The 25,542-nt window shown below is 52.6% G+C and carries 24 protein-coding genes; 7 read left to right on the forward strand and 17 right to left on the reverse strand.

The annotated features are described in order from the left end of the window. Together IMQ48_RS05540 and mcbA are read right to left on the reverse strand one after the other, a co-directional pair. Positions 1 to 605: TonB-dependent receptor plug domain-containing protein (locus tag IMQ48_RS05540; protein ID WP_196208226.1), on the reverse strand; the 605-nt coding region annotated here is incomplete at its 3' end. Positions 606 to 892: 287 nt separating this feature from the next. Continuing rightward, positions 893 to 1,153: a DUF1471 family periplasmic protein McbA gene (gene mcbA / locus IMQ48_RS05545; RefSeq protein WP_096757757.1), complete on the reverse strand. Its 261-nt coding sequence runs from the start codon at positions 1,151 to 1,153 to the stop codon at positions 893 to 895. A gap of 211 nt (positions 1,154 to 1,364) precedes the next feature. On the opposite strand from mcbA, the gene rlmF reads away from it, so the two are divergent. Then, entirely contained in the window at positions 1,365 to 2,291 is a 927-nt protein-coding gene (gene rlmF, locus IMQ48_RS05550; RefSeq protein WP_196208227.1) for a 23S rRNA (adenine(1618)-N(6))-methyltransferase RlmF, read from the forward strand. Here rlmF and ybiO read toward each other — a convergent pair. The 6 genes from ybiO to rhtA all read right to left on the reverse strand — a co-directional run bounded on the left by ybiO (position 2,288) and on the right by rhtA (position 8,963). Beyond that, entirely contained in the window at positions 2,288 to 4,522 is a 2,235-nt protein-coding gene (ybiO, locus tag IMQ48_RS05555) for a mechanosensitive channel protein (RefSeq protein WP_196208228.1), read from the reverse strand. The two genes, rlmF and ybiO, sit on opposite strands and share 4 nt — an antisense overlap. 117 nt (positions 4,523 to 4,639) lie before the next feature. Continuing rightward, the gene (gene glnQ / locus IMQ48_RS05560; protein WP_196208229.1) at positions 4,640 to 5,362 is read right to left on the reverse strand and encodes a glutamine ABC transporter ATP-binding protein GlnQ; all 723 of its coding nucleotides are present in this window, start codon (positions 5,360 to 5,362) and stop codon (positions 4,640 to 4,642) included. Next, positions 5,359 to 6,018 carry a glutamine ABC transporter permease GlnP gene (gene glnP, locus IMQ48_RS05565; protein WP_096757753.1) on the reverse strand — a complete coding sequence of 220 codons (660 nt, stop codon included), beginning with the start codon at positions 6,016 to 6,018 and terminating at the stop codon, positions 5,359 to 5,361. The genes glnQ and glnP overlap by 4 nt, the downstream gene beginning before the upstream one ends. A gap of 137 nt (positions 6,019 to 6,155) precedes the next feature. Further along, entirely contained in the window at positions 6,156 to 6,902 is a 747-nt protein-coding gene (gene glnH, locus IMQ48_RS05570) for a glutamine ABC transporter substrate-binding protein GlnH (protein ID WP_096757752.1), read from the reverse strand. 365 nt (positions 6,903 to 7,267) lie between these two features. Beyond that, the gene (gene dps / locus IMQ48_RS05575) at positions 7,268 to 7,771 is read right to left on the reverse strand and encodes a DNA starvation/stationary phase protection protein Dps (protein ID WP_096757751.1); all 504 of its coding nucleotides are present in this window, start codon (positions 7,769 to 7,771) and stop codon (positions 7,268 to 7,270) included. Between the two features lie 304 nt (positions 7,772 to 8,075). Next, positions 8,076 to 8,963 carry a threonine/homoserine exporter RhtA gene (rhtA, locus tag IMQ48_RS05580; RefSeq protein ID WP_196208230.1) on the reverse strand — a complete coding sequence of 296 codons (888 nt, stop codon included), beginning with the start codon at positions 8,961 to 8,963 and terminating at the stop codon, positions 8,076 to 8,078. A 343-nt stretch (positions 8,964 to 9,306) separates the two neighbouring features. Between rhtA and ompX the strand changes: the two genes are divergently transcribed. Then, complete coding sequence (ompX, locus tag IMQ48_RS05585; RefSeq protein ID WP_196208231.1) at positions 9,307 to 9,822, forward strand: outer membrane protein OmpX; 516 nt, start codon at positions 9,307 to 9,309, stop codon at positions 9,820 to 9,822. Between the two features lie 63 nt (positions 9,823 to 9,885). Here ompX and IMQ48_RS05590 read toward each other — a convergent pair whose 3' ends face one another. Then, entirely contained in the window at positions 9,886 to 11,472 is a 1,587-nt protein-coding gene (locus IMQ48_RS05590) for a phosphoethanolamine transferase (protein WP_196208298.1), read from the reverse strand. A gap of 277 nt (positions 11,473 to 11,749) precedes the next feature. Then, a complete protein-coding gene (gene mntS, locus IMQ48_RS05595; RefSeq protein WP_196208232.1) occupies positions 11,750 to 11,878 on the reverse strand; it encodes a manganase accumulation protein MntS in 129 nt (42 codons plus the stop codon). A gap of 186 nt (positions 11,879 to 12,064) precedes the next feature. On the opposite strand from mntS, the gene mntR reads away from it, so the two are divergent. Together mntR and IMQ48_RS05605 are read left to right on the forward strand one after the other, a co-directional pair. After that, positions 12,065 to 12,538, forward strand: a complete 474-nt coding sequence (gene mntR, locus IMQ48_RS05600; protein ID WP_096757747.1) for a manganese-binding transcriptional regulator MntR — start codon at positions 12,065 to 12,067, stop codon at positions 12,536 to 12,538. Beyond that, on the forward strand, positions 12,535 to 13,644 hold the full coding sequence (locus IMQ48_RS05605; protein ID WP_196208233.1) for an anion transporter: 1,110 nt from the start codon (positions 12,535 to 12,537) through the stop codon (positions 13,642 to 13,644). Before mntR ends, IMQ48_RS05605 begins: the two co-directional genes overlap by 4 nt. 90 nt (positions 13,645 to 13,734) lie before the next feature. Here IMQ48_RS05605 and ldtB read toward each other — a convergent pair whose 3' ends face one another. Continuing rightward, positions 13,735 to 14,655: a L,D-transpeptidase gene (gene ldtB, locus IMQ48_RS05610; protein WP_181618980.1), complete on the reverse strand. Its 921-nt coding sequence runs from the start codon at positions 14,653 to 14,655 to the stop codon at positions 13,735 to 13,737. A 225-nt stretch (positions 14,656 to 14,880) separates the two neighbouring features. Here ldtB and IMQ48_RS05615 point away from each other — a divergent pair, with 225 nt between their 5' ends. Beyond that, the gene (locus IMQ48_RS05615) at positions 14,881 to 16,473 is read left to right on the forward strand and encodes an ABC-F family ATPase (protein WP_135321144.1); all 1,593 of its coding nucleotides are present in this window, start codon (positions 14,881 to 14,883) and stop codon (positions 16,471 to 16,473) included. 143 nt (positions 16,474 to 16,616) lie between these two features. On the opposite strand, the gene IMQ48_RS05620 is transcribed toward IMQ48_RS05615, so the two are convergent. Then, on the reverse strand, positions 16,617 to 17,879 hold the full coding sequence (locus tag IMQ48_RS05620) for a DUF1479 domain-containing protein (protein ID WP_196208234.1): 1,263 nt from the start codon (positions 17,877 to 17,879) through the stop codon (positions 16,617 to 16,619). A 193-nt stretch (positions 17,880 to 18,072) separates the two neighbouring features. Here IMQ48_RS05620 and IMQ48_RS05625 point away from each other — a divergent pair, with 193 nt between their 5' ends. Further along, positions 18,073 to 18,261 (forward strand): hypothetical protein, encoded by a 189-nt coding sequence (locus IMQ48_RS05625; protein ID WP_196208235.1) that lies wholly within the window; start codon positions 18,073 to 18,075, stop codon positions 18,259 to 18,261. A 54-nt stretch (positions 18,262 to 18,315) separates the two neighbouring features. Here IMQ48_RS05625 and IMQ48_RS05630 read toward each other — a convergent pair whose 3' ends face one another. From IMQ48_RS05630 to IMQ48_RS05640, 3 genes are all read right to left on the reverse strand, one after another. Further along, positions 18,316 to 19,131, reverse strand: coding sequence for a Cof-type HAD-IIB family hydrolase (locus tag IMQ48_RS05630; RefSeq protein ID WP_196208236.1), 816 nt, complete (start codon positions 19,129 to 19,131; stop codon positions 18,316 to 18,318). A 200-nt stretch (positions 19,132 to 19,331) separates the two neighbouring features. Then, positions 19,332 to 21,764 (reverse strand): formate C-acetyltransferase/glycerol dehydratase family glycyl radical enzyme, encoded by a 2,433-nt coding sequence (locus IMQ48_RS05635; RefSeq protein WP_196208237.1) that lies wholly within the window; start codon positions 21,762 to 21,764, stop codon positions 19,332 to 19,334. A gap of 5 nt (positions 21,765 to 21,769) precedes the next feature. After that, positions 21,770 to 22,669: a glycyl-radical enzyme activating protein gene (locus tag IMQ48_RS05640; protein ID WP_196208238.1), complete on the reverse strand. Its 900-nt coding sequence runs from the start codon at positions 22,667 to 22,669 to the stop codon at positions 21,770 to 21,772. Between the two features lie 132 nt (positions 22,670 to 22,801). Between IMQ48_RS05640 and fsa the strand changes: the two genes are divergently transcribed. After that, a complete protein-coding gene (gene fsa / locus IMQ48_RS05645; protein WP_196208239.1) occupies positions 22,802 to 23,464 on the forward strand; it encodes a fructose-6-phosphate aldolase in 663 nt (220 codons plus the stop codon). 86 nt (positions 23,465 to 23,550) lie between these two features. On the opposite strand, the gene moeB is transcribed toward fsa, so the two are convergent. Next, positions 23,551 to 24,300 (reverse strand): molybdopterin-synthase adenylyltransferase MoeB, encoded by a 750-nt coding sequence (moeB, locus tag IMQ48_RS05650; protein ID WP_196208240.1) that lies wholly within the window; start codon positions 24,298 to 24,300, stop codon positions 23,551 to 23,553. Continuing rightward, complete coding sequence (gene moeA / locus IMQ48_RS05655) at positions 24,300 to 25,535, reverse strand: molybdopterin molybdotransferase MoeA (RefSeq protein ID WP_196208241.1); 1,236 nt, start codon at positions 25,533 to 25,535, stop codon at positions 24,300 to 24,302. Before moeA ends, moeB begins: the two co-directional genes overlap by 1 nt. Positions 25,536 to 25,542 lie beyond the last annotated feature (7 nt).

A 25,542-nucleotide genomic window follows, 5' to 3' on the forward strand; every position in this document is an offset into this window, starting at 1 on the left:
ATATCCAGCGTACCGCGGCGGAACCAGGCGCTGCCGACGCTGGCAGAGGCATCAATGCCCGAGTCAGTGCGCGGTTGCTTGCTGATCATATTGATCGAGCCGGTCGGCGCGCTGCGGCCATAGTCGGTGCCGGAAGGACCTTTAATCACTTCAACCTGTTCGGTATTGAAGGTATCGCGCGTGACACTGCCAATGTCGCGAACGCCGTCGATGTAAATGCTGTTTGAGGTATCGGCCCCACGCATATAAATCGCGTCGCCGGTAGTAGAGTTGCCGTTTTCACCTGCGAAAAATGCGCCGACGCCCGGTACGTTCTTTAGCGCGTCGGTCAGGTTTGTTGCCCCTTGATCCTTAATGACCTGCTCAGAAATCACCGTCATGGTGCGCGTCGTATCAGCAACAGGACGGGAGAATTTCGGATCGGCTGAGTGGGTGGGGGCGTACAGCGACGGTTTGGCGGCTTCTACGACCAGCGTATCTTCTTGCTTCTTGTCCTGATCGCCTGCGGCGACGGCCTGAGCGACCGGAGACAGGCCGATGCACAGACCGGCAAAAAAGGTCAGTGAATGGAAACTACTGGACGGCAGGTTGCGATTTTTATCCATGTTAATGAGTAGCTTATTATTTTTGAGTAGAAGGTTTCACTCGTGCGAAGGGACATCTCTTTGGATGTTACGCCTGCAGGTCTCGCCGTAATGAAATGCGTAATTGATAATGATTTTGATAAGCATTATTAATCAGTGCGACTTTTTAGCATTCATTAATTCAAAAATAAATACATTTATTTACATTGGATTCAAAATTCCAACATGGTGGTTACAAATTGTGCGGGGAGTACGGAGAGCAAAAAAGAAAACTGCATTCAGGACGAATGCAGTTAGGCTGAGGGAGATTACTTGTAGATAGTTGCGGTACCGTACATCTGATTTTTACCGCCAGCAGCATTAACCACAAAGCCTTTTGCGCCTTGCTCTTTCGCTTTTTCCGCCAGCTTGTCTTCAAGATCGGTCAGACTTGACGCGCCGGTAGCCGACACGGTTCCGGAAGCCTGTAGCGGGCCGGTGGCAGGACTGGTGTTAGGCGGTGCAGCAAAAGACGCAAATGTCATACCGGTAAGTACGGTAGCGGCAAGGAGTGTGAGGCATTTCTTCATAATGATATCCTCTGAGAAACAACGGGTAGTGCCTGATAAGTTTAGGACGTCATTGCCGGACGTTTACCGCAAAAAATTGATGGACAACTGAGTGTTTTTTGAACGATTCGTTTTGTGGAAATCCGGCATAAATTATCGATTTTCCGTGCCGTGCGTGTTTACCGCGTGGCGTTATGCGGGTATCTTACGCCGCTGTTAATAGGAGAATGTTATGCCCCCCCAGAAACCGGGATTACACCCACGCAACCGCCACAATGGCCGTTACGATCTTGCCGCGTTATGCCAGGTGACGCCCGAATTGACGCAATTCCTCACCATTACGCCAGGCGGCGAGCAGAGCGTTGATTTTGCTAACCCATTGGCTGTGAAGGCGCTGAATAAAGCCCTGCTGGCGCATTACTATGCGGTGGCTAATTGGGATATTCCGCAAGGTTACCTGTGCCCACCGGTCCCGGGTCGGGCGGATTACATTCATCATCTGGCCGATCTGCTGGGCGAAACGACGGGAACTATCCCGGCGAATGCGAGCGTGCTGGACGTCGGCGTTGGGGCAAACTGTATTTATCCGCTGATTGGCGTGCACGAATATGGCTGGCGGTTTACCGGCAGTGAGACCAGCCAGGAAGCATTGAGCAGCGCACTGGCGATCGTTAACGGCAATCCGGGGTTAACCCGTGCTATTCGCCTGCGCCGTCAGAAAGATTTGTCGTCTATCTTCAACGGAATTATTCATAAGAATGAACAGTTCGAAGCGACACTGTGCAATCCGCCGTTCCATGATTCAGCGGCTTCTGCCCGCGCCGGAAGTGAGCGTAAACGTCGTAACCTGGGACAGGACAAAGACGATGCGCTGAACTTTGGCGGGAAACAGGAGGAGCTCTGGTGTGAAGGTGGCGAAGTAGCGTTTATCAAAAAAATGATCGCCGAAAGCCAGGCCTTTGGTCGCCAGGTGATGTGGTTCACCACGCTGGTTTCACGCGGTGAAAATCTGCCACCGCTGTACCACGCCCTGACGGATGTGGGTGCGGTGAAAGTGGTCAAAAAAGAGATGGCCCAGGGGCAAAAGCACAGCCGCTTTATTGCCTGGACCTTTATGGATAACGATCAGCGTCGCCGTTTCATGGCGCGTCAGCGCTAAATCGTCGGCTCCGTCGGCGGCAGCGGATCGGCTGCTGCCGTGGGACCATTCACCGCTGCGGGCAAAACCTGGTAGGCCTGTACCGGCGCGCGCACGTTGGCCAAATCAAAGTATTTTTTCACCTGACTGTCGAGCGCAAAGCGTACCGCCCACTGCTTCAGCGGTAAGGTGGTGAACGACACCCGCAGCGTAAACGCCGTATTGGTTAACCCGACAATACCCGCGAATGACGGCTCGCCAATAATGAATCCACGAATATCTTCCCTTTCCATCACCGCCGTGACGGCATCCTTCAACGCCTGATTGGCTTTATCGGCATCCTCATGGCGGTCCACGTCGTAATTGGCGACGACAGATCCAATGCCCCGTACAAAGTTGGCGAAGGTGGTTATCGATGACCACGGGATAATATGGTACGCCCCGGTGTCCTGGCGCACACCGACTGAGCGAATCGACATGCGCTCAACCGTGCCGGTTAGCGGACCGATGGTGACCAAATCACCAGTGTTCATGCCATTTTCAAACTGGATAAAGATCCCGGTAATAATATCTTTCACCAGCGTCTGCGAGCCGAAGGAAATAGCCAGCCCCAGCGCGCCCGCGCCTGCCAGTAACGGGGCAATATTGACCCCAATTTCCGACAGCACGATCATGATAGTGATGGTGCTGATAATCACCGCCAGCGCGTTGCGAAACAGCGTCAGCAGCGTGCGGGTGCGTGCGCTGGGCAGGGGCCGACCGTGGATATCCGAGGTCAGGCGGTTTTCAATCAGGCTGGCGAGCAGGGTCCAGCCGATAGCCGAGAAGAATAAAATCAGCGCGATACGGATCAGAATATCCACCGTTTTTTCGCCCGCGCCGTAATGCAGCCAGTTCCAGAAGTCGAACAACCCCCAGGCGTTGAGCAGCAGCATGATGGCGACACAGACCGTCAGGATCCGCGCGATGCTTAACGCCGTCGACAGCCAGCCATTAAGGCGTTTTTGCAATTCCGGATAGCTGCGCTGGGTGTGAGGTGAAAGCGTAATGGTTTTGGCGATCCAGCGGGAAAACATGCCGGAAATAAAGGCGGCGATGCCGATAATCACCAGGCTGCGCAGCGTTGCCCCCATCATAAATTTCAGGCTGTTGCCCGGATCAAATAGCGAGAAGAAAAACAGCACGACGAAATAGGCGCTGGCCAGCCAGTGCCAAATCAGCGCAAAGGCGCGGATAAACAGGCTGAAAAAAGCCAGCGACCTTTCTGCCAGATTCTGTAAATGCTCGGTGATCTCTTTCTTGTTCTTGAAGATCAGATACAGCGCCCACAGCGTAATGCACAACATGATGATGACGTTAGCCATAGCACCGACCTGCACATTGATCTGATTAGAAATAATGGGCACCACCACAATAAGCCCGTAGCCAATCAGACTGCTGAGTGAACTCAGGCGACGATTCCAGTAGCGCGCACCTGCTGTCTGAATGTTGAACGGACGCAACTCCGCCACCGTCGGGCAAAATATCAGGCGTAAAATGGCCTTGAAGAACTCAATCAACGCGAATGCATTGAGGAACAAACTTTGTTGGAAAGCGATGGTGCGATTACCTGCGTTCATGCGGTCGCTTAATATCTGCCCAACAAACAGCGTCAGCGCCAGCAGCAATAAATCAATGATGAACGCGCCAATAATCATGGCGGGAAGCTGTAGCCAGTTGCTGCGTTCACGATTTTTTTGCCGCACCCATTGCCCCATTTTGCGATACAGCGGCAGCGCACATAAGCGTATCAACCAGTAAAACCCGAATACGGACACCGCCAGCATGACGAAGTGGGTCAGGGCATTGGTGAATGATTGCGGGTTAAATGATTTGTGCGGCGCGTCGGTGATGTTGCGATAAAGCTGGGCAAATCGGCTGGAGAGGGCTTCGCCGTAGTGGCGACTGACATCGGTCACGTTCTCAAGTACCGTTTTTTCTTCCGTCAGCGTGGGGGGGACGATAGTGGGGACCGGGTCAGGTGGTGGCGTTGCCGCCACTTTACGCAGTTGTCCTATCAACTCCTGGCGTGAGGCGTCATTCTCCAGCACGTCTGCCAGAGCAGAATAGGCCGCCTTCTTTTGCTCAACGTCAGGCTCAGCTGTAGGCTTCGTTGGTGGGCTGTCGGAGGCTGTGGAGGTTATGCCGGGTATCGTGACTGCCTGAGCCGGGACGCTCAGTAGAAAAACGCAAATGAATAAGATCCACCGCATGACTCCTCCCATGAGAAATAAACGCAAAAGGATAAGTATAGATGTCAGGGCGGGAGGGGCGTGAAATCAGACGATTCTTGGGGAGAACCTCCCTTCGGGAGAAGGGAGGTGTCAGCATCAGGAAACGTGCTGCAAAAATTCCTGCAGACGCTGGCTGGGCGGATTTTCAATCAGAGTTTGCGGGTTGCCGTCTTCGGCAATACGGCCCTTATCAATGAAGATCAGGCGTGAAGCCACTTTTTCGGCAAAGCCGATTTCGTGGGTCACAATCACCATCGTCATGCCTTCTTCTGCCAGATCCTGCATGACTTTCAGCACTTCGTGACGCAGTTCCGGATCAAGGGCTGAGGTTGGTTCATCAAACAGCATCATTTTCGGCTTCACCGCCAGTGCACGGGCGATCGCCACACGCTGCTGCTGGCCGCCGGAAAGCTCAGAAGGGTAGTGATGCGCACGCTCGGCGAGGCCCACTTTAGCCAGTAACTCTTTGGCCTGTTTCTCAGCCTGATCTTTCTTCGCCCCGCGCACGCGCAGCGGTCCAAACATGACATTTTCCAGTGCTGTCAGGTGTGGGAACAGATAGAACTGCTGGAATACCATCCCGGCTTCCTGGCGAATTAACCGCTCGTCGACCTTCGGATCGTTGACCTTCAGACCATCGACAATCAGTTCGCCGGAGGTAATCTCTTCCAGCTTGTTAATGCAGCGTAGCAGGGTCGACTTACCGGAGCCGGAAGGCCCGATAATCACCACTACTTCGCCCTGGCTAATATTCAGATCGATGTTATGCAGCACCTGGGTAGGACCAAAATGCTTAGAGACGTTTTTAAATTCAATCACAGGATTTTCATCCTTCTTTCCAGACGACGCAGAACGAAGCTCAGCACCAGCGTAATAATCAGATAGAACACCGCAACGGCGCTCCAGATTTCCAGTGCGCGGAAGTTACCGGCAATGATTTCCTGGCCCTGACGGGTCAGTTCAGCGACGCCAATGACAATAAACAGTGAGGTATCTTTAATGCTGATGATCCACTGGTTACCCAGCGGTGGCAGCATACGACGCAGCGCGAGTGGTAAAATAACGTGGCGAATAGTCTCTGTGCGTGAGAGACCCAGCGCCAGCCCGGCTTCGCTGAAACCTTTATGAATTGAGAGCACCGCGCCACGGGTGATTTCCGCGATGTAGGCACCGGAGTTAATCATGATGGTGACGACGGCGGCACTGAAGGGATCAATGCGTAAATCGTTAAACGCCATCGGCAGGGCGAAGTAAATAAACATCACCTGCACAACGATGGGCGTGCCGCGGATGACTTCGATAAATACCAGCGCAACGTGGTTGGCTATCCAACCGCCGAAGGTACGTGCAAAACCTGCTGCCAGCCCGATTACCAGACCGCCAGCCAGACCGAGGACCGAAATCCACAGGGTCATTTTGGCGCCTTCAATCAAGAGCGGAATGGCGGGCCAAATGGCACTCCAGTCAAACTGCATATGTCGTTCCTGTTACCGTGGTGAAAATATTCAAATGCCTGTTTTGCCGGATTCGACAGGCTTATCCGGCCTACAGGTCTCAAATCTGCTGGCGTAGGCCCGGTAAGCTTCGCGCTACCGGGCAACGCCGCGAGTTATTATTTAGGTTCAGTACCGAACCATTTTTTGTAGATTTCGTTGTATGTGCCGTTCTCTTTCAGCGTTTTCAGCGCGCCGTTCACTTTCTCACGCAGTTCGTCGCTGCCTTTCGGGAAGGCAATACCGTATTGCTGGGCTTCCAGAGAGTCGCCTACGGCTTTGAACTGACCGTTGCCCGCGGTTTTGATGAAGTAAAGAATGTTTGGTGTGTCGTGCAGGACGGCATCTGCGCGGTTAGTGCCCAGTTCCATATAGGCGTTATCGATGTTCGGGAACTGGCGCAGGTCTTTGGTTTTGATGTTTGCTTTCGCGTAATCGACAGAACCGGTTCCGCCTTTCACCGCCACCACTTTGCCATCCAGATCTTTCACGCTTTTCACGTCGTTATTGTTGGCTTTAACCATCACTAACAGGCCGCTTTTGTAGTAGCCGTCAGAGAAGTCGATCGCTTTTTTACGTTCTTCGGTGATGGTGATACCTGCCAGAGCCAAATCGATATTTTTGGTTTGCAGCGCCGGGATGATGCCGCTGAAATCCATTGGTTTCAGTTCATAATCCAGCTTCAGCTCTTTAGCCACAGCTGCCCACAGATCCACATCAAAACCGACGTATTTGTCACCCTGCTTGAATTCAAACGGAACAAAAGCGGTGTCAGTTGCGACAACGAGTTTCTTATCCGCGGCATGAGAAGACACCGCAAAAGCCAGGGTAAGTGCAGCCAGTGAAACTTTTAATACAGACTTCATAGGATTTCCTTTTATATCCACGGGGCGATCCCCTGCGAGAACAAATAGCGTAATGAAAGAATCGTGCCAATTTTGCAACTTATTGTTTTAACAAGAAGGTACTGCATTTTCCTGCACAATATGTAGGGCAAAGCGGGCTGCCTGCACCGTTTCGGGGCACTCATTTGGTGCGTGAAAGGTGTGGTGCAAACGGTATGACTATTTAGCGTAAAAATTGCTGATAAAACAATCTTTCGTTAACGATTGTGTGAGGTGATTATTACAAATATTTTACTTTGCAGTGACGAGCGATCAATGTTGTGCACCAAAAAAGTGCAAAACCCCCGCCAGGGCGAGGGTTATATAGGAATTTCTTATCATGACTGTTATTCGATGTTGGCTTCGATAAACCACAGGAATTTGTCGAGATCGCGCGACGCGGCGGTGAAAATATCAGCGGTATCTTCATCTTTGGCTTCGCTAATGGCTTTACGCACGCTGTTAGCGACCACGGCATAGCGTTCAGCCAGCTCTTTTAAGTGATCCTGCACGCTGTGAATATCCAGCGGGTAGCTTTTCAGCGACGTTTTGCTGTTAATAACTTGCGTTGTCCCCAACGCGACGCCACCCAACTGTACGGCGCGCTCGGCCATGGTGTCGAGATGATCGGTTAACGCGGTGCGAAAACCATCCAGCATTTCATGTACGGCAATAAAATTAGCGCCGCGCATGTTCCAGTGCGCTTGCTTGGTGATGAGTGACAGGTCGATGAACTGGATCACCTGCTGATTCAACAGCTCTACGGTCGCTTTCTTATCACTGTCGGATACATCGTTACGGGTATAAAGAAGGGGGGATGCTTTTGTTTTTACCAGTTTTGCTGTACTCATAATCTTATATCCTCTTGATATTTATGTCCCAGGTCATTCAACGAGAGTAAGTATAGACCTAAATTCTTGTTTCTTTTTCTGGTCTTACCTATCACTTTAATAGTGAACACTGTGGGGAATATAAATATTCAATTGAATCATGCTAATAAGTTAAATTGTAATCTGTTGTCAGCTATTTTTTCTGGATGTTTATATTCGTGGGAAATAGGAAGTGATAAACGATAGCGGTATAAGAATAATAATCACTGAGATCAACAAAAGGCTATTCTGCATGATTATGCAAACCATGCAGAATAACGGCAGGTTAATTTACGTCGAGTTGCTTAATTTGTGGCTCTTTACGAATGGTGAGCGTAGAGCCCATTGACGCGGCAATAATGGCCCCCAGAGCCAGCATTTGTACCATCGTCAGCGTTTCGCCGAGGAAGATCATGCCAGAAACCGCCGCCAGCGCAGGCTCCATGCTCATCAGCGTGCCAAAAGTGCGCGTAGGCAGGCGCGTTAAGGCGATCATTTCCAGCGAGTAGGGTAGCGCTGTAGAGAGGACGGCGACTGCTAAACCCAATGGCAGAATCGACCAGTGCCACAGCGCATCTCCGGCCTGTATCGCGCCCAGCGGCACGAAAATGATCGCTGCAATCAGCGAACCCACCGCTACGGTTGCCGGGCCGTGCTCCTCGCCAGCGCGCTGACCGGTAAGAATATAGACCGCCCAGCAGGCACCTGCGCCCAGTGCCAGCGCAGCACCGGTTAAATCAACGTGCGACACATCCTGGCCCAACGGCAGCAGGAACCAGAGTCCAAGTACGGCCAGAGCTACCCAAATGAAATCAACAGGACGTCGGGATGAGAACAGTGCCACCGCTAATGGCCCGGTGAATTCCAGCGCCACGGCAATCCCCAGCGGAACGGTCTGAATCGACAGATAGAAGAGATAGTTCATCCCGCCCAGAGACAGGCCGTAAAACAGCAGAGGAAGACGCTGCTCTTTGGCAAAACGTAACCGCCAGGGTTTAAAAAATGCGATGAGGATTAATGTTCCTAGTGCCAGACGTAGCGCGGTCACACCTGGTGCGCCGACGATAGGGAATAGCGATTTCGCCAGCGATGCCCCGCTTTGTATAGAGGACATTGCAATCAGCAGAACCAAAATAGGTAACCAGACTGGCGTTTTACGTGACGACCCCAGCATCCTTTCTCCTGTCAATATAAGTAAAACAGCGAGTGTAATGGAAATACACGCAGGTGGTTGAGTATTCGTTGAAAAAAAAAGTGCACAGATCCGTACAATGACCTGAAAGTGATGGATTAATAATCTGTGTGATTAGGAATTTTCTGGATGAATGTGCCTGGTTGTGCGCGCAATAATGGCATTAATCGTTATAAAAGTGATGTTAATTGAAAGAGATAGCGGGTTTTTGAAATGTTCTGTTACATGAAATTTCCCGTTAGACATCGCTAATCGCAAAGAGTTTCCCATCAATTTTTGGTATATTTAAAACTTAAGATTTACTTGAAGCACATTTGAGGTGGTTATGAAAAAAATTGCATGTCTTTCAGCACTGGCCGCTGTTCTGGCTTTCTCCGCAGGTTCCGCTGTTGCGTCTACTTCTACCGTTACCGGTGGTTATGCTCAGAGTGATGCTCAGGGCGCTGCGAACAAAATGAACGGTTTTAACCTGAAGTATCGCTACGAGCAGGACAACAACCCGCTGGGCGTGATCGGTTCCTTCACTTACACTGAAAAAGATCGTACCGATGCTTCCGGCGACTACAACAAAACCCAGTACTACGGCATCACTGCAGGTCCTGCTTACCGTCTGAACGACTGGGCAAGCATCTACGGCGTTGTAGGTGTTGGCTACGGTAAATTCCAGGATGCAGCCTCTCCTGCTGACAACCACAGCACCAGCGACTACGGTTTCTCTTACGGTGCTGGTCTGCAGTTCAACCCGATCGAAAACGTTGCTCTGGACTTCTCTTACGAGCAGAGCCGTATTCGTAGCGTTGACGTCGGCACCTGGATCGCAGGCGTGGGTTACCGCTTCTAATCACTTCGGTGATATGAAAAATCCGCCCCGAGGGGCGGATTTTTTTTGTCTGCGATTTGCGCGTTAGCGTGATTTGGTCTCGAAGATATCGGTACCAAGATGGTTGTAGTCCACCTTCTGTAATTTGAAGTTGGTGATGTACACCGGTCCGGCTTTTTTCTCGGAAATAAAGCGGTAGCGGTTAGTGATTTCTTTCGCGCTGATCCCTGTCCACTGCGAGAAAAAGCTCAGGAAGTCATTTGCGGAGCGACGGGCTTTAATCACCCTGTGTGCTTTGTCGTCACTGGATAGCACCATAAACGGCACCTGGAAATTCTGCTGGAATTGATCGTCGTGTGCCAGGTACTGTACCTCTTTCCCGCGTTCTTTAAAGGCGAGGCCATGATCGGAGAAGTAGACCATCGAAAAGCTGTCGCCGCTATTACGCAGCTGATCGTAGAGCTGGCGTAGAAGGTCGTCGGTCTGCGTCATGGTGTACAGATAACACGACGTCTCTCTCGACTGGACGAAAGTCTCGTATTTCCCCTGAGTACGATCGCAGGCCTGCGGATGCGAACCCATTAAGTGCAACACAATGAGCTGGGGTTGAGTACGCTCCGTTTCTAACACCTGGGCGGTCATCTTCAACAGCGCTTCATCGCGGGTGTTCTTGTCGGCTTCGAAGTCGCCGTTTTTCAGAAAATGAACCTCGTCAGCACGCTTGGCGATACTGGCGATTGCCGTGTCGTATTCACCGATCTGCCCCTGATTAGAGAACCACCACGTCTGGAATCCGGCGCGGTTAGCGAGGGTAACAAAGTTATCCTGGAACTGCGGCTTATCATCGACCACCCGATTCAGCGTTAAGCCAAGTGATTTTTGCGTTGATCCGCTGGCCGCGATGTAATCTGTAAAAATATAGCCGTTAACGCTGCTGGCAAATGGCGTGTTATCCCAGTGGCCACCGAATGCGCCTAGCGCATCACGACGGGCGCTTTCACCAATTACGACGACATAGGTATGGTACTTGGGTTTCACCGCTGTCACTGTCCAGGTGTCTTTGACACTCGCCAGCTTAGCCATTCGTTCCTGCTCGTCGAGGACTTCATCGTTATTGACGATTACGTCCTTGGCAAAGCGGAACACCGGATAGCCAGTATCTTTTAATTTGAAGACACCGCCCCAGGCCAGGTTTTGCACTGGCGTAACAAAGAACGCCACAATGCTGACCAGCAAACACAGGCTGTCGAACTTATTCCAGCGGCGTTGAGCCGCGTCTTTTTTACGCCGTATGGCAAGCACGCCGAGGGCAAAGATAAATACGCCCACCAGGTAGTTGTACCAGGGGAAGATGGTCAGGATTTCGGTGGACTCTTCCATGTTGGTCGAATGCAGCGCCAGCAGGGTATTAAAGTTAGGTGAGCCGTAAGCCTGACCAAACGGAAAATACATCGCAGCAATCAGTGAACAAATGCCAATCAGCGTTTTTTGCGTGCGCGGTGCATAGCGCCACAGCAGTAACAATATACAGGTAAAGGCGACGCTATATAGCAGGCTAAGCGGGTAGCCCAGCGCAAGGTTGATCAGCAGAGACTGTAAGAAATAGAAACCAGTCCACGGGCTAAGCGCCCGGCTACGAGCAATAAGTGAATCTTTGAGGGTTAAATTCATATGCCACTGTTGCAAAAACGCCATGTGCTTACCCTGGCGCGAAGGGTCATTTGCCTGCCTGAGAGAGCGAGAAGAGGGATGAGGTCCGCATCTGCGAGCCACAATATATGCAGGGCTGCGAAAAGATAGAGTGTGTGCGTAAGAAGGTCAACTACTACAAAGTAAATGTTTTGCGAGGGGGATGGCAAAACGGACAAAAAGAAGGGGTATTGGTGGGAAACCGACCACCGTATCGATGTTACGGCGAGAAAATGAAGCGGCGTACCGCGACGCCGCATTATTTTCCGGAGGGTTTATCCTGCTCTGGTTTGCCGTTGATCATGTCACACAGCATAGCGAGCAGCATCAACCGTACTTTAAAAGGAGAGTGACTAAACACGCGCATACACCTCTTGAATTCATTCATATGAACCTCCTGACTTTACGATCCCATCAGTCCTTGAGGGATGTCTTTATTATATACAGATATAGCACAGGCTATATTATATAGCTATTGCTAAAACGTTAATTTTTTGTGCCTACGCAACTCTGGTTTACAATGAGCGCTCTCTAATCAGATGCTGTTAATGCGTCACAGGAACGAGGAAGCAGAATGAGTCGTCGCGCAGGTATGCCAACAACAAAAAAAGTGACGCAATTGGTGAATGTTGAGGAACATGTTGAGGGGTTTCGTCAGGTCAGGGAGGCGCACCGTCGCGAACTGATCGATGATTACGTGGAGCTGATTTCCGACCTCATTATCGAAGTGGGCGAAGCGCGTCAGGTGGATATGGCTGCCCGACTTGGGGTTTCCCAACCCACCGTCGCCAAGATGCTTAAGCGCCTTGCTTCCGTGGGGTTAATTGAAATGATCCCCTGGCGCGGTGTGTTCTTAACAGCTGAAGGCGAGAAGCTGGCGCAGGAGAGTCGCGAACGTCATCAGATCGTAGAAAATTTCTTGCTAATGTTAGGTATCAGCCCGGAAATTGCCCGCCGCGATGCGGAAGGGATGGAGCACCATGTCAGCAAGGAAACACTGGAGGCTTTTAGCCGATTTACCCAACAGCAGGGAACTGACTCTGAATGAGTTTTCCTTTGTTACGCGCATTAAAGCGCGATCGTTTTTTCCAGTTGTTAATCATCACTGGTATTGTACTGAGCCTGTTCACACCGTTTACGCCCCGGAGCTGGCCGGGGGCCATTGACTGGCATACGATCATTACGCTTAGTGGGTTGATGCTCCTTACCAAAGGGGTGGAGCTAAGCGGTTATTTTGATGTGCTTGGCCGCAAGATGACCCGCCGCTTTAAAACAGAACGTCAGCTGGCGATATTTATGGTGTTGGCGGCGGCGTTACTGTCGACGTTTCTGACTAATGATGTCGCCCTGTTTATTGTGGTTCCGTTGACCATCACCCTGAAAAAACTGTGCGCAATCCCGGTGAACCGCCTGATTATTTTTGAGGCGCTGGCGGTCAACGCCGGATCGCTGCTGACGCCGATCGGTAATCCGCAGAACATCCTGATGTGGGGACGCTCCGGGCTGTCATTCACCGCGTTTACCTGGCAAATGGCACCGCTTGCCGGTGTGATGATGCTGACGCTGGTCGTGCTGTGCTGGTTTAGTTTTCCGCGTAAAGCGTTGCTCTACCATACCGGCACGCTTGCGCCTGACTGGCAGCCCCGACTGGTGTGGAGTTGCCTGGTATTGTATCTGGTCTTTTTAACGGCGCTGGAACTCAAGCTTGAGCTTTGGGGGCTGGGGATTGTGGCGGCAGGCTTTATGCTGCTGGCTCGCCGTGTGATCTTCAGTGTGGACTGGACGCTGCTGCTGGTGTTTATGGCGATGTTTATCGATGTGCATCTGTTGACACAGTTACCCGTGCTTCAGGGGGCTTCGGGCCACATTGGTACGCTTTCACAACCCGGTCTATGGTTGACGGCAATCGGCCTGTCGCAGTTTATCAGTAATGTACCCAGTACCATTTTGCTGCTGAACTACGTCCCGCCAACGCTTCTGCTGGCCTGGGCGGTCAATATTGGTGGTTTTGGACTGTTACCGGGATCGCTGGCGAACCTTATTGCCTTACGCATGGCGAACGATCGACGTATCTGGTGGCGTTTTCATTGGTATTCGGTGCCGATGCTGATCTGGGCCGCGCTGGTGGGGTATGGTTTGCTGCAGATGATGTGAGGATTACGCCCGATGGCGCTAGCGCTTATCGGGCCTACTTAATCTGTAGGCCGGATAAGGCAAAAGCCGCCATCCGGCATTTTTTGATGCTTAGTTCAGACGCACCGGCATACCAGAACGGTTCTGGACAGCCTGCTCAACGACGGCCTGGTCGACATCCGGCTGAGCGGTGATACTCTTAATGCTCTTGGTCAGCGTAATCGGTACGATTTCCCCGCCTTCGAACTGTTCTTCGGTAGTAGACAGTGGGTTATGCACCTCAATGTAACGACTGCCGTCTGGCTCGGTCGTCGCTTTTACCGGTTCATCAATAAACTGGACACGCGTACCGACTGGAACATTTTCGAACAGGAATTTGATGTCTTCATTACGCAGACGTACGCAGCCGTGGCTAACGCGTAAGCCGACGCCGAAGTTTGCGTTGGTCCCGTGGATGGCATACAGGCGACCGATATACAGTGCGTACAGACCCATCGGGTTATCCGGACCTGCCGGAACAACGGCTGGCAGTGGTTCGCCTGCAGCGCGGTATTCGGCGTGCATTTTGGCCGTTGGTGTCCAGGTTGGGCCTGCTTTCTTACGCTCAACTTTGGTGGTCCAGTTGATCGGCGTATCTTTGCCTAACTGGCCGATACCAATCGGTAAAACGATAACCGTGTTGGTGCCTTTCGGGTAGTAGTACAGACGCATTTCAGCGCTGTTAATCACAATACCTTCATGCACGGTATCCGGCAGGATCAGCTGCTGAGGAATGTTCAGCACGGTGCCACCCTTCGGCAGGAAGGTATCCACGCCCGGGTTAGCTTCCAGCATGTTGGACAGACCCATCTGGTATTCAGCCGCATAGTACTCCAGCGGTTGGGTGTTGCCTTCAGGAATCGTGATGACCTGGTTCTGGCCAATCAAACGGCTACCATCGGTAGGCAGCGGGTACGTGACGGCTGAGGCAGTGTTACAAAAACCAACTACTGCGAGCGCCGCCGCGAAAAGCGTTGTCAATTTCATATTCATTTTTGCGAGATTCTGAAGCCTGGCAGGCTAGTGGGTTGAGATTTATGTAGTGTTGGGCACGCATTATATGTGCATTCTAAGCAACAAGGAATTCAGATGTGTACTAAATCACATTTTTTTCCTTTTGGTTTCACTTTAGCCCTCATACACGAGAGGCGCGATCTTATTCCAGACTTATGGCATAATAAGCGGTTCGTCACATATTTCTTCTTTCAGGATACGCCAGTGTTAGTTTCCAGCAACGTCACCATGCAGTTCGGCAGTAAGCCGCTGTTTGAAAATATTTCCGTCAAATTTGGCGGCGGCAACCGTTACGGCCTGATTGGCGCCAACGGTAGCGGTAAATCCACTTTTATGAAAATTCTCGGCGGCGACCTCGAACCGACGCTGGGTAACGTTTCCCTCGATCCGAACGAACGCATCGGTAAGCTGCGTCAGGATCAGTTCGCTTTTGAAGAGTTCACCGTTCTGGACACCGTTATTATGGGGCACGCTGAACTGTGGGAAGTGAAGCAGGAACGTGACCGTATCTATGCGCTGCCGGAAATGAGCGAAGAAGACGGCTATAAAGTTGCCGATCTCGAAGTTAAATACGGTGAGATGGACGGTTATTCGGCTGAATCTCGTGCCGGTGAACTGCTGCTGGGCGTCGGTATTCCGGTAGAACAACATTACGGCCCGATGAGCGAAGTGGCACCCGGCTGGAAGCTGCGTGTGCTGCTGGCGCAGGCGCTGTTTTCTAACCCGGACATCCTGCTGCTCGATGAACCAACCAACAACCTGGACATCGATACTATTCGTTGGCTGGAGCAAACGCTGAACGAGCGTGACAGCACCATGATCATCATCTCGCACGACCGTCACTTCCTGAACATGGTCTGTACGCACATGGCGGATCTGGACTACGGCGAGCTGCGTGTTTATCCGGGTAACTATGATGAATACATGACGGCAGCAACCCAGGCACGTGAGCGTCTGTTGGCCGATAACGCCAAGAAAAAAGCGCAAATTGCCGATCTGCAATCCTTCGTCAGCCGCTTTAGCGCCAACGCCTCGAAATCTCGTCAGGCGACTTCTCGTGCGCGTCAGATTGATAAAATCAAGCTCGACGAAGTGAAAGCATCCAGCCGTCAGAACCCGTTCATCCGTTTCGAACAGGACAAGAAACTGTTCCGTAACGCGCTGGAAGTCGAAGCGCTGACCAAAGGTTTTGATAACGGCCCGCTGTTTAAAAACTTCAATCTGCTGCTGGAAGTGGGCGAGAAAGTTGCCATTCTGGGGGCTAACGGCGTGGGTAAATCCACCATGCTGAAAGTGCTGGTCGGCGACATGGCGCCGGATAACGGTACCGTGAAATGGTCTGAGAATGCGCAAATTGGCTACTACGCACAGGATCATGAATATGAGTTCGAAAACGATTTAACCGTTTTCGAATGGATGAGTCAGTGGAAACAAGAAGGCGATGACGAGCAGGTTGTTCGCAGCTTCCTTGGTCGTCTGCTGTTCAGCCAGGACGATATCAAAAAGCCTGCTAAAGTGCTGTCCGGTGGTGAAAAAGGGCGCATGCTGTTTGGTAAGCTGATGATGCAGAAACCGAATATTCTGGTAATGGATGAACCTACCAACCACCTGGATATGGAATCGATCGAATCGCTGAACATGGCGCTGGAAATGTACCAGGGCACGCTGATCTTCGTTTCTCACGACCGCGAATTCGTCAGCTCGCTGGCCACCCGCGTGATTGAGATTACGCCGGAACGCGTGATCGACTTCACCGGTAACTACGAAGATTACCTGCGTAGTAAAGGCGTCGAATAATTTTTCCGTCGTCTTTCGTGTTACAGGTGTGTTGGCTGCACCTGTTCACCCCGGTCACTTACTTATGTAAGCTCCCGGGGATTTACAGGCTGGCCGCCTTCCTGTAACGCGAAATACTTAGGAAAAAGGGTGTAAGTTACACATTAAATAATTCCCAATGCGCGCTTACCGTGGATATTCAAATCCTCCAGCGTAAAGCGTCCTTCCCAGTTTGTTTCATAGTCTTCACGCGGGAAATCCCCCGGCGAGGCACCTTTCTCCAGCGCGGCCTTCACCTTGTGGGCATAGGCGAGATTTTTTTCGCACATTGGTGCGGCGGGAATATACATCACATTGCCCCAGCCCTGTTGATTCTCCACCGGCGCAACGGCGTGGATCACATCACAATGCCACCACACGGAATCGCCGGCTTCCAGTTGCGGAATGCTGGTTAACGCCTCGATGAGTAAGGGATGCCATTGCGCTGAAACCGGCAGCACTCTTCCTGGCGCGACGCCGCACAGTTCATCTTCCGGAACATCATCCAACAGTGGGCGTAACAGCACATAAGCCATCGCTTCAGGAATGGGTACCACATGGAGTAACCCCTGGCCCGGTAACATATCGGAAAGCGCCGTCCAGCCCTGGAAGGTGCGGAATACCGAACATTTGGTGGTGTTATCGACCGTATACTCTTCGACGTCAGTGCGATGCGCCGCCTGCCACGGATCGTAATCGGCCAGATTGCCGTTAAAAACAGAAGCAAAAACACGCTGATACGCCGGAAGCAGCCAGCGCTCCAGTGCGCCGGAGTCCGTATGTGCGCCGAGCCCTTTGGAGGTGGTTCCCGGCGGGCGGCGGCGAATGCGGTCAGGATATATTACGCTGACATCCGGGTTAAACCACTGTTTACCTTCGCTTTCAAAAGTCCACAGGCGATTGAGAAACGACTGTGTGTTAGCCATCTCTTCACTCTGGCGGGCCTGCATTTGTGCCTGTGACCAGTAGATCGGAAAGATTTCAGGACGCGATGCGCTCAGGGTGCCGAAGAAATTGTCCCCCGGTCCTTTGTAGACCTCGTCAAAGCGGTTGCGGTCCAGATAATCGAGCATCGACCGATCCCAGCCCAGCGCCTGCTCACGGGGGAAATGACCCTTAATGACAGCACATCCGCGACGTTTAATCTGTTCACGCTGTTCTTCGGAGACGGTCCCCGCCTGGATATCGTCATAAGAGAGGACCGGCCAGACGGCATTACCCTGTGCTTTAAGCGCGTTGATCTCCGCCACACGGGTGGCGATGGTCTCGCTAAGCTGGCTGAAGATCTGCTGGACCTCGCCAAGCTGCGCCCGCAGTTCCCGCTTCATCTGACGGATTGCCGCTTTGTGATCGGCAGGCAATGTGTCGCTGGTAAAAGTAAGAGCCATAACTACCTCGCATGAACTTTCATTCGAAACTAATTTTGATTGCAAATGATAATATAAGTTAAAAATAAGTTAATGCAAGTTTAATGAGCGGCGTTAATTGCTGATGGGGACACGTGGTGTGTCTGACCTGCCGAGAGCAGGGGGATACGGGTAAAAATGGATAAACCACGTCACCCGGCGCGCAGAGTTGACCGTGCCCGATAATATCGTAGTCGGATTTTTTGACGGCCTCTTTGTCACCGGCAATACCGTACAAACTGAAGATGGCAAACGACTAACGGGTAATACGCTCTACTTGCTATTAACGTATATGGCATTGCTGGCGCTTATCGGGCAATACATTGTCTCTGCCTACGCTCGCGCGGAATTAGAGTCATTCTGACAGGGTGAGGGAGGGATAAAACCCGGAGTAACGTGAACGGACTCCGGGTTTATATCAGACGTTAAACGGTGAGGTGTTGTCGAGTACGGCCTGAATCACGTTCAGTGCGCCCTGATGATTGTTGTCATCGGTCTGGTAACGGGCAATTGCTTTAATGCTGTCTGCCGCATTTGCCATGGCAAAAGAATAGTGTGCCATTTTCAGCATTTCCGCATCGTTGCCGCTATCACCAATGGCAACTACATTCTGCGGCGACAGGTTCCAGCGTTTAAGCAGGCGGCTGATGCCGTTGGCTTTGTGTAAACCCGGGATTATCAGATCGATAAAGCCAAATCCGCTAGTCACCGGCTTCATGATACCGTCGAGGGTAGTATGCAAATGGTCAATAACCAACGGAATTTGTCCATCAGGTAAATTCAGCGAGAACTTGAACAGCACATCATCGATATCCTGATAATCCTTAACCGGTTTCAGGCGATGGTAGTGTTTTGACATCAGTGCTACAAACGCGTCCGGTGCATTTTCGCTAACGTAGGCGCTTTGCAGTCCACAGGCAACAAAGTTTAGTTGTTTATCTTTCAGCAACTCGCCGATGACAATACGGGATTCGTGGCGGGTAAGTTCGCCGTGAAAAAGTTGTTTACCGTGCTCATACACCAGCGCGCCGTTCTCCGCGACAAAAGAGATTTCGTCTTTGAGTTCCGGAAAAAAAGAGATCAGCTGGTAATACTGGTTGCCGCTGGCCACGACAAATTCAATATCTCGTTTTTTCAGTTCATGGTATTGCGCCATAAATCGCTGGCGATCGTACTGCTTGGCATCGTCGAGAAAAGTGCCGTCCATGTCGGTGACGATAACGTTGATGGTCATATATGCTCCTGGCTTTCACTGCAACCAGAAACATTCTAATAACAATGTGACCTGTAGCACAAATTTAATTTCGAATGAAAGTTTCCCCGTCGTCTATTACAGCACAGTTGTAGGCCGGATAAGCGTCAGCGCCATCCGGCATTGAGGCGGTATCGCTGCCGGATAGCGACGCGAAAACGTCTTATCCGGCCTACGGGAAATTACAGCATATGCTCTGTACGGGCGATGATATCGTCCTGCGCATCCGGAGACAGGGCTGTGAAGAAAGCGGAGTAGCCTGCCACACGCACCACCAGGTCACGGTACTGATCCGGGTGTTTTTTCGCTTCCAGCAGCGTTTCGCGGGAGACAATGTTGTACTGAATATGCCAGCCTTTGTGCTCTTCAAAGAAGGTACGTAGCAGGATCATTAACTTCTGCTTATCGGACTCATTTTCCAGTGTAGACGGATTAAGCTTCTGGTTTAACAGCACCCCACCGAGGATCGCGCCGGTCGGCAACTTGCCCACTGAGCCAATCACCGCCGTTGGGCCAAGGTGGTCGGTACCGGAGGCCGGGCTGGCGCCTTCTGCCAGCGGGGTATGCGCTTTACGGCCATCCGGCGTTGCCATTGTTGCCGCGCCAAACGGTACGTTTGCCGAGATGGAGGAGGTTCCGGCGTAATAGTTACCACCGATCGGACCGCGACCGTAACGCGGGTTATGATACTGCTTCAGTTCGTCGATATAGGTCTGGTAGGCGCGGGCCAGCAGGGTGTCGACGCTGTCATCATCGTTACCGTACTTCGGTGCGCCGTTGATCAGACGCTGGCGTAATTGTTCATGCGTGAGGCCTGCAAAGTCATCTGCCAGGGCTGCCGCCAGCTGCTGCTGACCGATAACCCCCTGATCGAAGACCAACTTTTTCACGGCAGCCAGACTGTTGCCAAGGTTAGCAATCCCGACCTGCAAACCGGATACCCAGTCATATTTTGCGCCGCCCTGTTTAATGCTCTTCGCCCGCTCAATGCAATCATCCACCAGCGCAGAGCACAGGATGTCGTGGACGTTTTCTTCCAGCATGGTATCAACCACATACTCAATCTCGATGGATTTACGCGTGTAGTAGCGGATCTGCGTATCCCAGGCGGTCATCACCTCGTCGAAGTTTTGGAAGTTACCCGCAGAGAGCGCCTTTTCCTGCGGCAGGAACACCTTACCGCTGGTGGCATCGCGACCACCTTCCAGCGCGGCCAGCATCACACGGGCAAAGTTAATAAAGCTCATGCCGGTGCAGCGGTAGCCCCACTTCCCGCCCACGGCGGTTTCGATGCAGCCAATGGCCGCGTAGTCGTAGGCATCCTGCGGCTCGATTCCTAACTTAATAAATTCAGGGATAACAATTTCGTCGTTGTTAAATGCCGGCATGCCGAAGCCGCAGCGGATGACCTGTACGCAGGCATCAAGGAAATCGTTACTCATCCCGGCGTGATAACGCACGCTGAGGTTCGGCTGGGTGGAACGCAGGCGACCGCAGGACTCCAGAATGGCATAGGAGAGCGGATTAACCGCGTCCATCGGTTGATCGTTGACCAGATTTTGACCACCGATAGTGACGTTTTGATACAGTGGGCTGCCCGCGGATGCTTTCGAGTGGGAGCCGGAGCGGATTTTGTTCACTTCCAGCAGCTTCAGCCAGCAGCTGTGCAGCAGCTCAATGGCGTGCTCGCGGTCCAGCGTCTGGTTCAGCTCCACGTCACGACGATAGAACGGGTAGAGATACTGGTCCATGCGGCCAAACGACACCGAGTGACCGTTCGATTCGATTTGCAGGATAAGCTGGATGAAATAGCATAGTTGCAGTGCCTGCCAGAAGGTTTTTGGCGGTTCGTGGGCGATGACATCGCAGTTTTCTGCCATTGCCAGCAGCTCATCGCGACGGCTTTCACGGGTTTCAGTTGCTGCCATTTTGCGCGCCAGGCTGGCGAAACGTTCGATATGCAGGCTGACGGCATCCAGTACGATATCAATGGCTTTCAGGAACTGATCGCCATGGAGATCGTCCAGGCAGGTCAGGTTAATGCGCGAACGACGCTCGTCGACTTTATGACGCAGACCATCAAGGCCTTTTTCCAGCAGTAGCGGGAAGTTCACCGCCAGGTGCGCATCGCCGGAAGTCATGTTGCCTTCGGCTTTGATGATGCCGGTTTCCAGCAGGCCTTTCTGCTCGTCGGTAAACATGCCGTAGCAGCGATCCTGCACGGTCTGACCGCGCCACCACGGGCAGATTTCATGCAGTACCCGCTTGTTCTCTTCGCTGACCGCAAAGCCTGCTCCTGGCCGGTCGGCCAAATCGTCGATCTCTTTTTCAATCCACGATACGGTGTATTCCGGGAAGATTGGCGCGGCGCGGACTTCGCTTGCCTGATTACCGATAATCAACTCGTCATGTTTGATCCAGATAGTCCGTTCCGCCAGATGATGCGCCAGCGCCAGCGCGCGGCGTACCGGGATCGGCTTGTCCAGATGCTGCTGATACATCTCGGTATAGTGCTGGGCGCGCTCGGTACACACCGGCGGCTTCACAATGTGGATCAGGGCTGTTTTGTGTGCGTTGATGCGGTCGCTGAGTGTATCCAGTTTCAGTGTGGTCATGGCGGTTATCCTCGTAGGGTCGCGGTTAAACCTTTATGGCTGGCATACTGCTGGGCAAATTCGAGCAGTGCAGGCGCATCCAGCGGTTTGTCCGGGGCGTTGTAGGGTTGGCTGAGTAAGTGGTATTTGTTGATGCCCAGAGTGTGGTAGGGCAAAAAATGAATCTCACCGACGTGAAGTTCATCGGCGGCAAAATCGGTAATAGCTTTAATGGCTTCTTCGTTGGCGTTGAAGCCCTGAATCAGCGGCACGCGAATAATCATTTTTTTTCCGGCAGCGGCCAGTTTTTTCAGATTATCCAGCACGCGAGCGGCGTTGCCATCAGTCCACTGCTTAAACGGCGCATCGGCGACGTGTTTTAAATCGGCAAGAAACAGATCGATGTGCGCTAATGAAGGTTCAATGTATTTCCACGGTACGTGCAGGCAGGTTTCGACCGCAGTGTGAATACCCGCCTCATGGCTGGCTTTGAGCAACGCCGCGGCAAGTTCTGGCTGCATAAATGGCTCACCGCCGGAGAGCGTTACCCCACCACCGCTGCGGTCGTAGAAGGGTTTATCGCGCAGCACGGTGGACATTATCTCCTCTACGCTTTTTACTTCACCGCAGACGGTAAGCGCCTGGGTTGGGCAGCAGTGGGTCAGTGCGGTGAGGGTCTTATCGGTCAATTTTTCACGATGAATAAGCAGGCCGTTTAGCGCGCGCTGAATGACGTCAGGCGCAGCCTGGACACACAGGTCACAGCCCTCCAGACACAGACGTGCGTCATACAGCAGATCCTGCGTACGGGCACGGCTCTCCGGATTCTGGCACCAACGACAACCCAGAGAGCATCCTTTAAGGAAGACTACGGTGCGGATACCGGGACCATCGTGGGTGGAATAGCGCTGGATATTGAAAATCATAAACGGCCTCTCATCTTTCGTATAGAGATTAAATTACTTTCGAATGAAAGTTATATTGACGTGCGTCAACTAACCGTGCGGTTTCGTCGTGCTACCTTTGATTCATGCTAATTATCAGTTTGAGGAAAGGTCATGGAACTCTATTTAGATACGTCTGATGTGAATGCGGTGAAAACCCTGGCGCGTGTTTTTCCGCTGGCAGGCGTTACCACTAACCCGAGTATTGTGGCGGCAGGTAAAAAGGCGCTGGAGGTATTACTCCCGGAACTGCACGATGCAACTGGCGGGCAGGGACGTTTGTTTGCTCAAGTGATGGCAACGACCGCTGAGGGCATGGTCAGCGACGCGCATAAACTGCGGGCAATGATTCCCGATATCGTGGTGAAGGTACCGGTGACCGCAGAAGGGCTGGCGGCGATTAAATTATTGAAGGAAGAGGGGATCCCAACGTTGGGTACCGCAGTTTACAGTGCGGCACAAGGTTTGTTAGCCGCGCTGGCGGGAGCTGAATATATTGCGCCGTATGTTAACCGTGTGGATGCGCAGGGCGGGGATGGCATTCAGACGGTGGTCGATTTACAGAATTTACTGAAAATGCACGCGCCGCACGCCAAAGTACTGGCTGCCAGTTTTAAAACCCCACGACAGGCGCTGGATTGCCTGCTGGCAGGCTGTGAAGCCATTACGCTGCCGCTGGATGTGGCTTTGCAACTGATTAGCTCCCCGGCCGTGGATGCTGCCGTGGCGAAGTTCGAGCACGATTGGCAGAGCGCATTTGGACGTACGTCGATCTGATGCTGTTGCCGGGTGGCGCTAACGCTTACCCGGCCTACGTTCGAGCCGTTGTAGGTCGGGTAAGGCGAAGCCGCCACCCGACTTTTTTACCGACTACAAACCTCACACCCCGGGTTGCGCATCAGCTTCATTTCCCGGAACTGGCAGGTCATTGCATCGTACATCACGATTTTACCGCTTGCCGGTTTACCGAAGTTTGCCAGTAACTTGATGGCTTCCATCGCCTGCAGCGATCCGATCACGCCAATCAGCGGTGACATCACGCCGGCCTCCACGCAGGTTAAGGCGTTTTCACCGAACAGGCGGCTCAAACAGCGGTAGCAGGCTTCACCCTCCTGATACGTAAAGACGGTGATTTGTCCTTCCATACGAATGGCCGCGCCGGACACCAGTGGAACCTTTGCCGTAAAGCAGGCGGCGTTCAGCTGATTGCGCACGGCGACGTTATCGGTGCAATCCAGCACCAGGTCATGCTCTACAACCAACGCATGCATTGCAGCATCATCGAGTAGCGCATTCACCGGTGTGAGGGTGATATGTGGATTAATCCGCGCCAGCGCATCGCGCGCTGAATCCACTTTCGGCTGCCCGACGGTCGCATCGCTATGCAGCGTCTGGCGCTGGAGATTGGAAACCGACACGGTGTCAAAGTCGAGCAGGGTTAAATGCCCAATGCCTGCACCCGCCAGATACTGGGTCGCAGCGCAGCCCAGACCTCCCAGTCCAACGACCAGCACCCGCGCTTCTTTTAGCGCTTCCTGACCGTCAAAGTCGAAGCCGCGCAGGATAATTTGCCGGTTATAACGCAGCATCTCCTGGTCGCTGAGTTCTGCCATTACAGGCCTCCAAACAGCGCGTTAAAGGGCTCGACGTCTACCCATTCCCCGGCTTCAACGTTGCCGCGATCGCGTTCAAGAACGATAAAGCAGTTGCCAAGGCTAAAGGAGCTAAAAATATGCGAGCCCTGATGACCGGTGGTGGTGACCTCCAGTTCGCCGTTTGCTGTACGCTGTAATATGCCTCGCTGGAAATCCAGACGGCCTGGCGTTTTCTTCAGCCGTGATGCGGTCCGTACGCGCTGGCGTGGGGGTAATCCGCTGGCGGTGTTGCCGCTTAGTTTTGCCAGCAACGGTTGCACCAGTTGATAGAAGGTGAGGGCCGCAGAGACCGGGTTACCCGGCAGGCCACAAAACCAGCTGTTGTTCAGTTTACCGAAAGCGAACGGTTTACCTGGTTTAATCGCCAGTTTCCAGAAGGCAATTTCGCCGAGTTCTTCGAGAATGGTTTTGGTGTAGTCCGCTTCCCCAACCGACACGCCGCCGGAGCTTATCACCACATCGGCCTGACTGTCGGCTTCGATAAACGCCGCGCGCAGGGCGTGAGGATCGTCGCGGATAATACCTAAGTTGATGACCTCACAGCCCAGTTGTTGCAACATCAGGTGAACAGCCAGTCGGTTAGTGTCATAAATCTGACCGTCACTCAGCGGTTGGCCTGGCAGTTGTAGTTCATCACCGGTGGAAAACAGCGCCACGCGCACTTTACGCACAACCTGCACATCGGCAACGCCGAGCGAGGCCAGCACCGGGAGCTCAGCGGTTGTCAGACGCGTTCCTGCGGCAAACACCACCGCGCCGTTGGCTATATCTTCACCGCGCAGACGAATATTTTGCCCGGCGCGGACATCCGCGGTAAAACGAATGCCATCGTCAGTCTGTTCCGTTTGTTCCTGCATCACCACGGCTTCACAGCCGACGGGCACCGGCGCACCGGTCATAATACGGATGCAGGTCCCCGCAGGCCATTCCCCATGAAAAGGCTGACCGGCAAAGGCTTTACCCGCAACAGCAAGCGGCAGACCGGATTGCAAATCCGCTAAACGCACAGCGTAGCCGTCCATTGCCGAGTTATCGAATCCCGGTACATCAATCGGTGAGACGACGTTGGTTGCCAGCACACGGCCAAAGCATTCGACCAGTGGCAGCGTTTCAACAGCGGCGAGTGGGGTAACAGACGACAGCATTTGTGAGAGTGCCGTTTCGAGCGGCATCAGTCCGGCGGTAAATTCCATGAGAAGA

It is taken from the genome of Citrobacter sp. Res13-Sevr-PEB04-36, assembly GCF_015672735.1.
In the GTDB taxonomy this organism is placed as follows: domain Bacteria; phylum Pseudomonadota; class Gammaproteobacteria; order Enterobacterales; family Enterobacteriaceae; genus Citrobacter.

Coding starts and splice junctions, on each gene's coding strand:
- IMQ48_RS05630 (WP_196208236.1), bottom strand. CDS start 19,131: ATGACCATCAACGTTATCGTCACCGACATGGACGGCACTTTTCTCGAC.
- mntR (WP_096757747.1), top strand. CDS start 12,065: ATGAGTCGTCGCGCAGGTATGCCAACAACAAAAAAAGTGACGCAATTG.
- moeB (WP_196208240.1), bottom strand. CDS start 24,300: ATGGCAGAACTCAGCGACCAGGAGATGCTGCGTTATAACCGGCAAATT.
- rlmF (WP_196208227.1), top strand. CDS start 1,365: ATGCCCCCCCAGAAACCGGGATTACACCCACGCAACCGCCACAATGGC.
- glnP (WP_096757753.1), bottom strand. CDS start 6,018: ATGCAGTTTGACTGGAGTGCCATTTGGCCCGCCATTCCGCTCTTGATT.
- ldtB (WP_181618980.1), bottom strand. CDS start 14,655: ATGAATATGAAATTGACAACGCTTTTCGCGGCGGCGCTCGCAGTAGTT.
- dps (WP_096757751.1), bottom strand. CDS start 7,771: ATGAGTACAGCAAAACTGGTAAAAACAAAAGCATCCCCCCTTCTTTAT.
- ompX (WP_196208231.1), top strand. CDS start 9,307: ATGAAAAAAATTGCATGTCTTTCAGCACTGGCCGCTGTTCTGGCTTTC.
- mntS (WP_196208232.1), bottom strand. CDS start 11,878: ATGAATGAATTCAAGAGGTGTATGCGCGTGTTTAGTCACTCTCCTTTT.
- IMQ48_RS05605 (WP_196208233.1), top strand. CDS start 12,535: ATGAGTTTTCCTTTGTTACGCGCATTAAAGCGCGATCGTTTTTTCCAG.
- IMQ48_RS05640 (WP_196208238.1), bottom strand. CDS start 22,669: ATGATTTTCAATATCCAGCGCTATTCCACCCACGATGGTCCCGGTATC.
- ybiO (WP_196208228.1), bottom strand. CDS start 4,522: ATGCGGTGGATCTTATTCATTTGCGTTTTTCTACTGAGCGTCCCGGCT.
- moeA (WP_196208241.1), bottom strand. CDS start 25,535: ATGGAATTTACCGCCGGACTGATGCCGCTCGAAACGGCACTCTCACAA.
- IMQ48_RS05620 (WP_196208234.1), bottom strand. CDS start 17,879: ATGGCTCTTACTTTTACCAGCGACACATTGCCTGCCGATCACAAAGCG.
- IMQ48_RS05590 (WP_196208298.1), bottom strand. CDS start 11,472: ATGAATTTAACCCTCAAAGATTCACTTATTGCTCGTAGCCGGGCGCTT.
- mcbA (WP_096757757.1), bottom strand. CDS start 1,153: ATGAAGAAATGCCTCACACTCCTTGCCGCTACCGTACTTACCGGTATG.
- IMQ48_RS05635 (WP_196208237.1), bottom strand. CDS start 21,764: ATGACCACACTGAAACTGGATACACTCAGCGACCGCATCAACGCACAC.
- glnH (WP_096757752.1), bottom strand. CDS start 6,902: ATGAAGTCTGTATTAAAAGTTTCACTGGCTGCACTTACCCTGGCTTTT.
- rhtA (WP_196208230.1), bottom strand. CDS start 8,963: ATGCTGGGGTCGTCACGTAAAACGCCAGTCTGGTTACCTATTTTGGTT.
- fsa (WP_196208239.1), top strand. CDS start 22,802: ATGGAACTCTATTTAGATACGTCTGATGTGAATGCGGTGAAAACCCTG.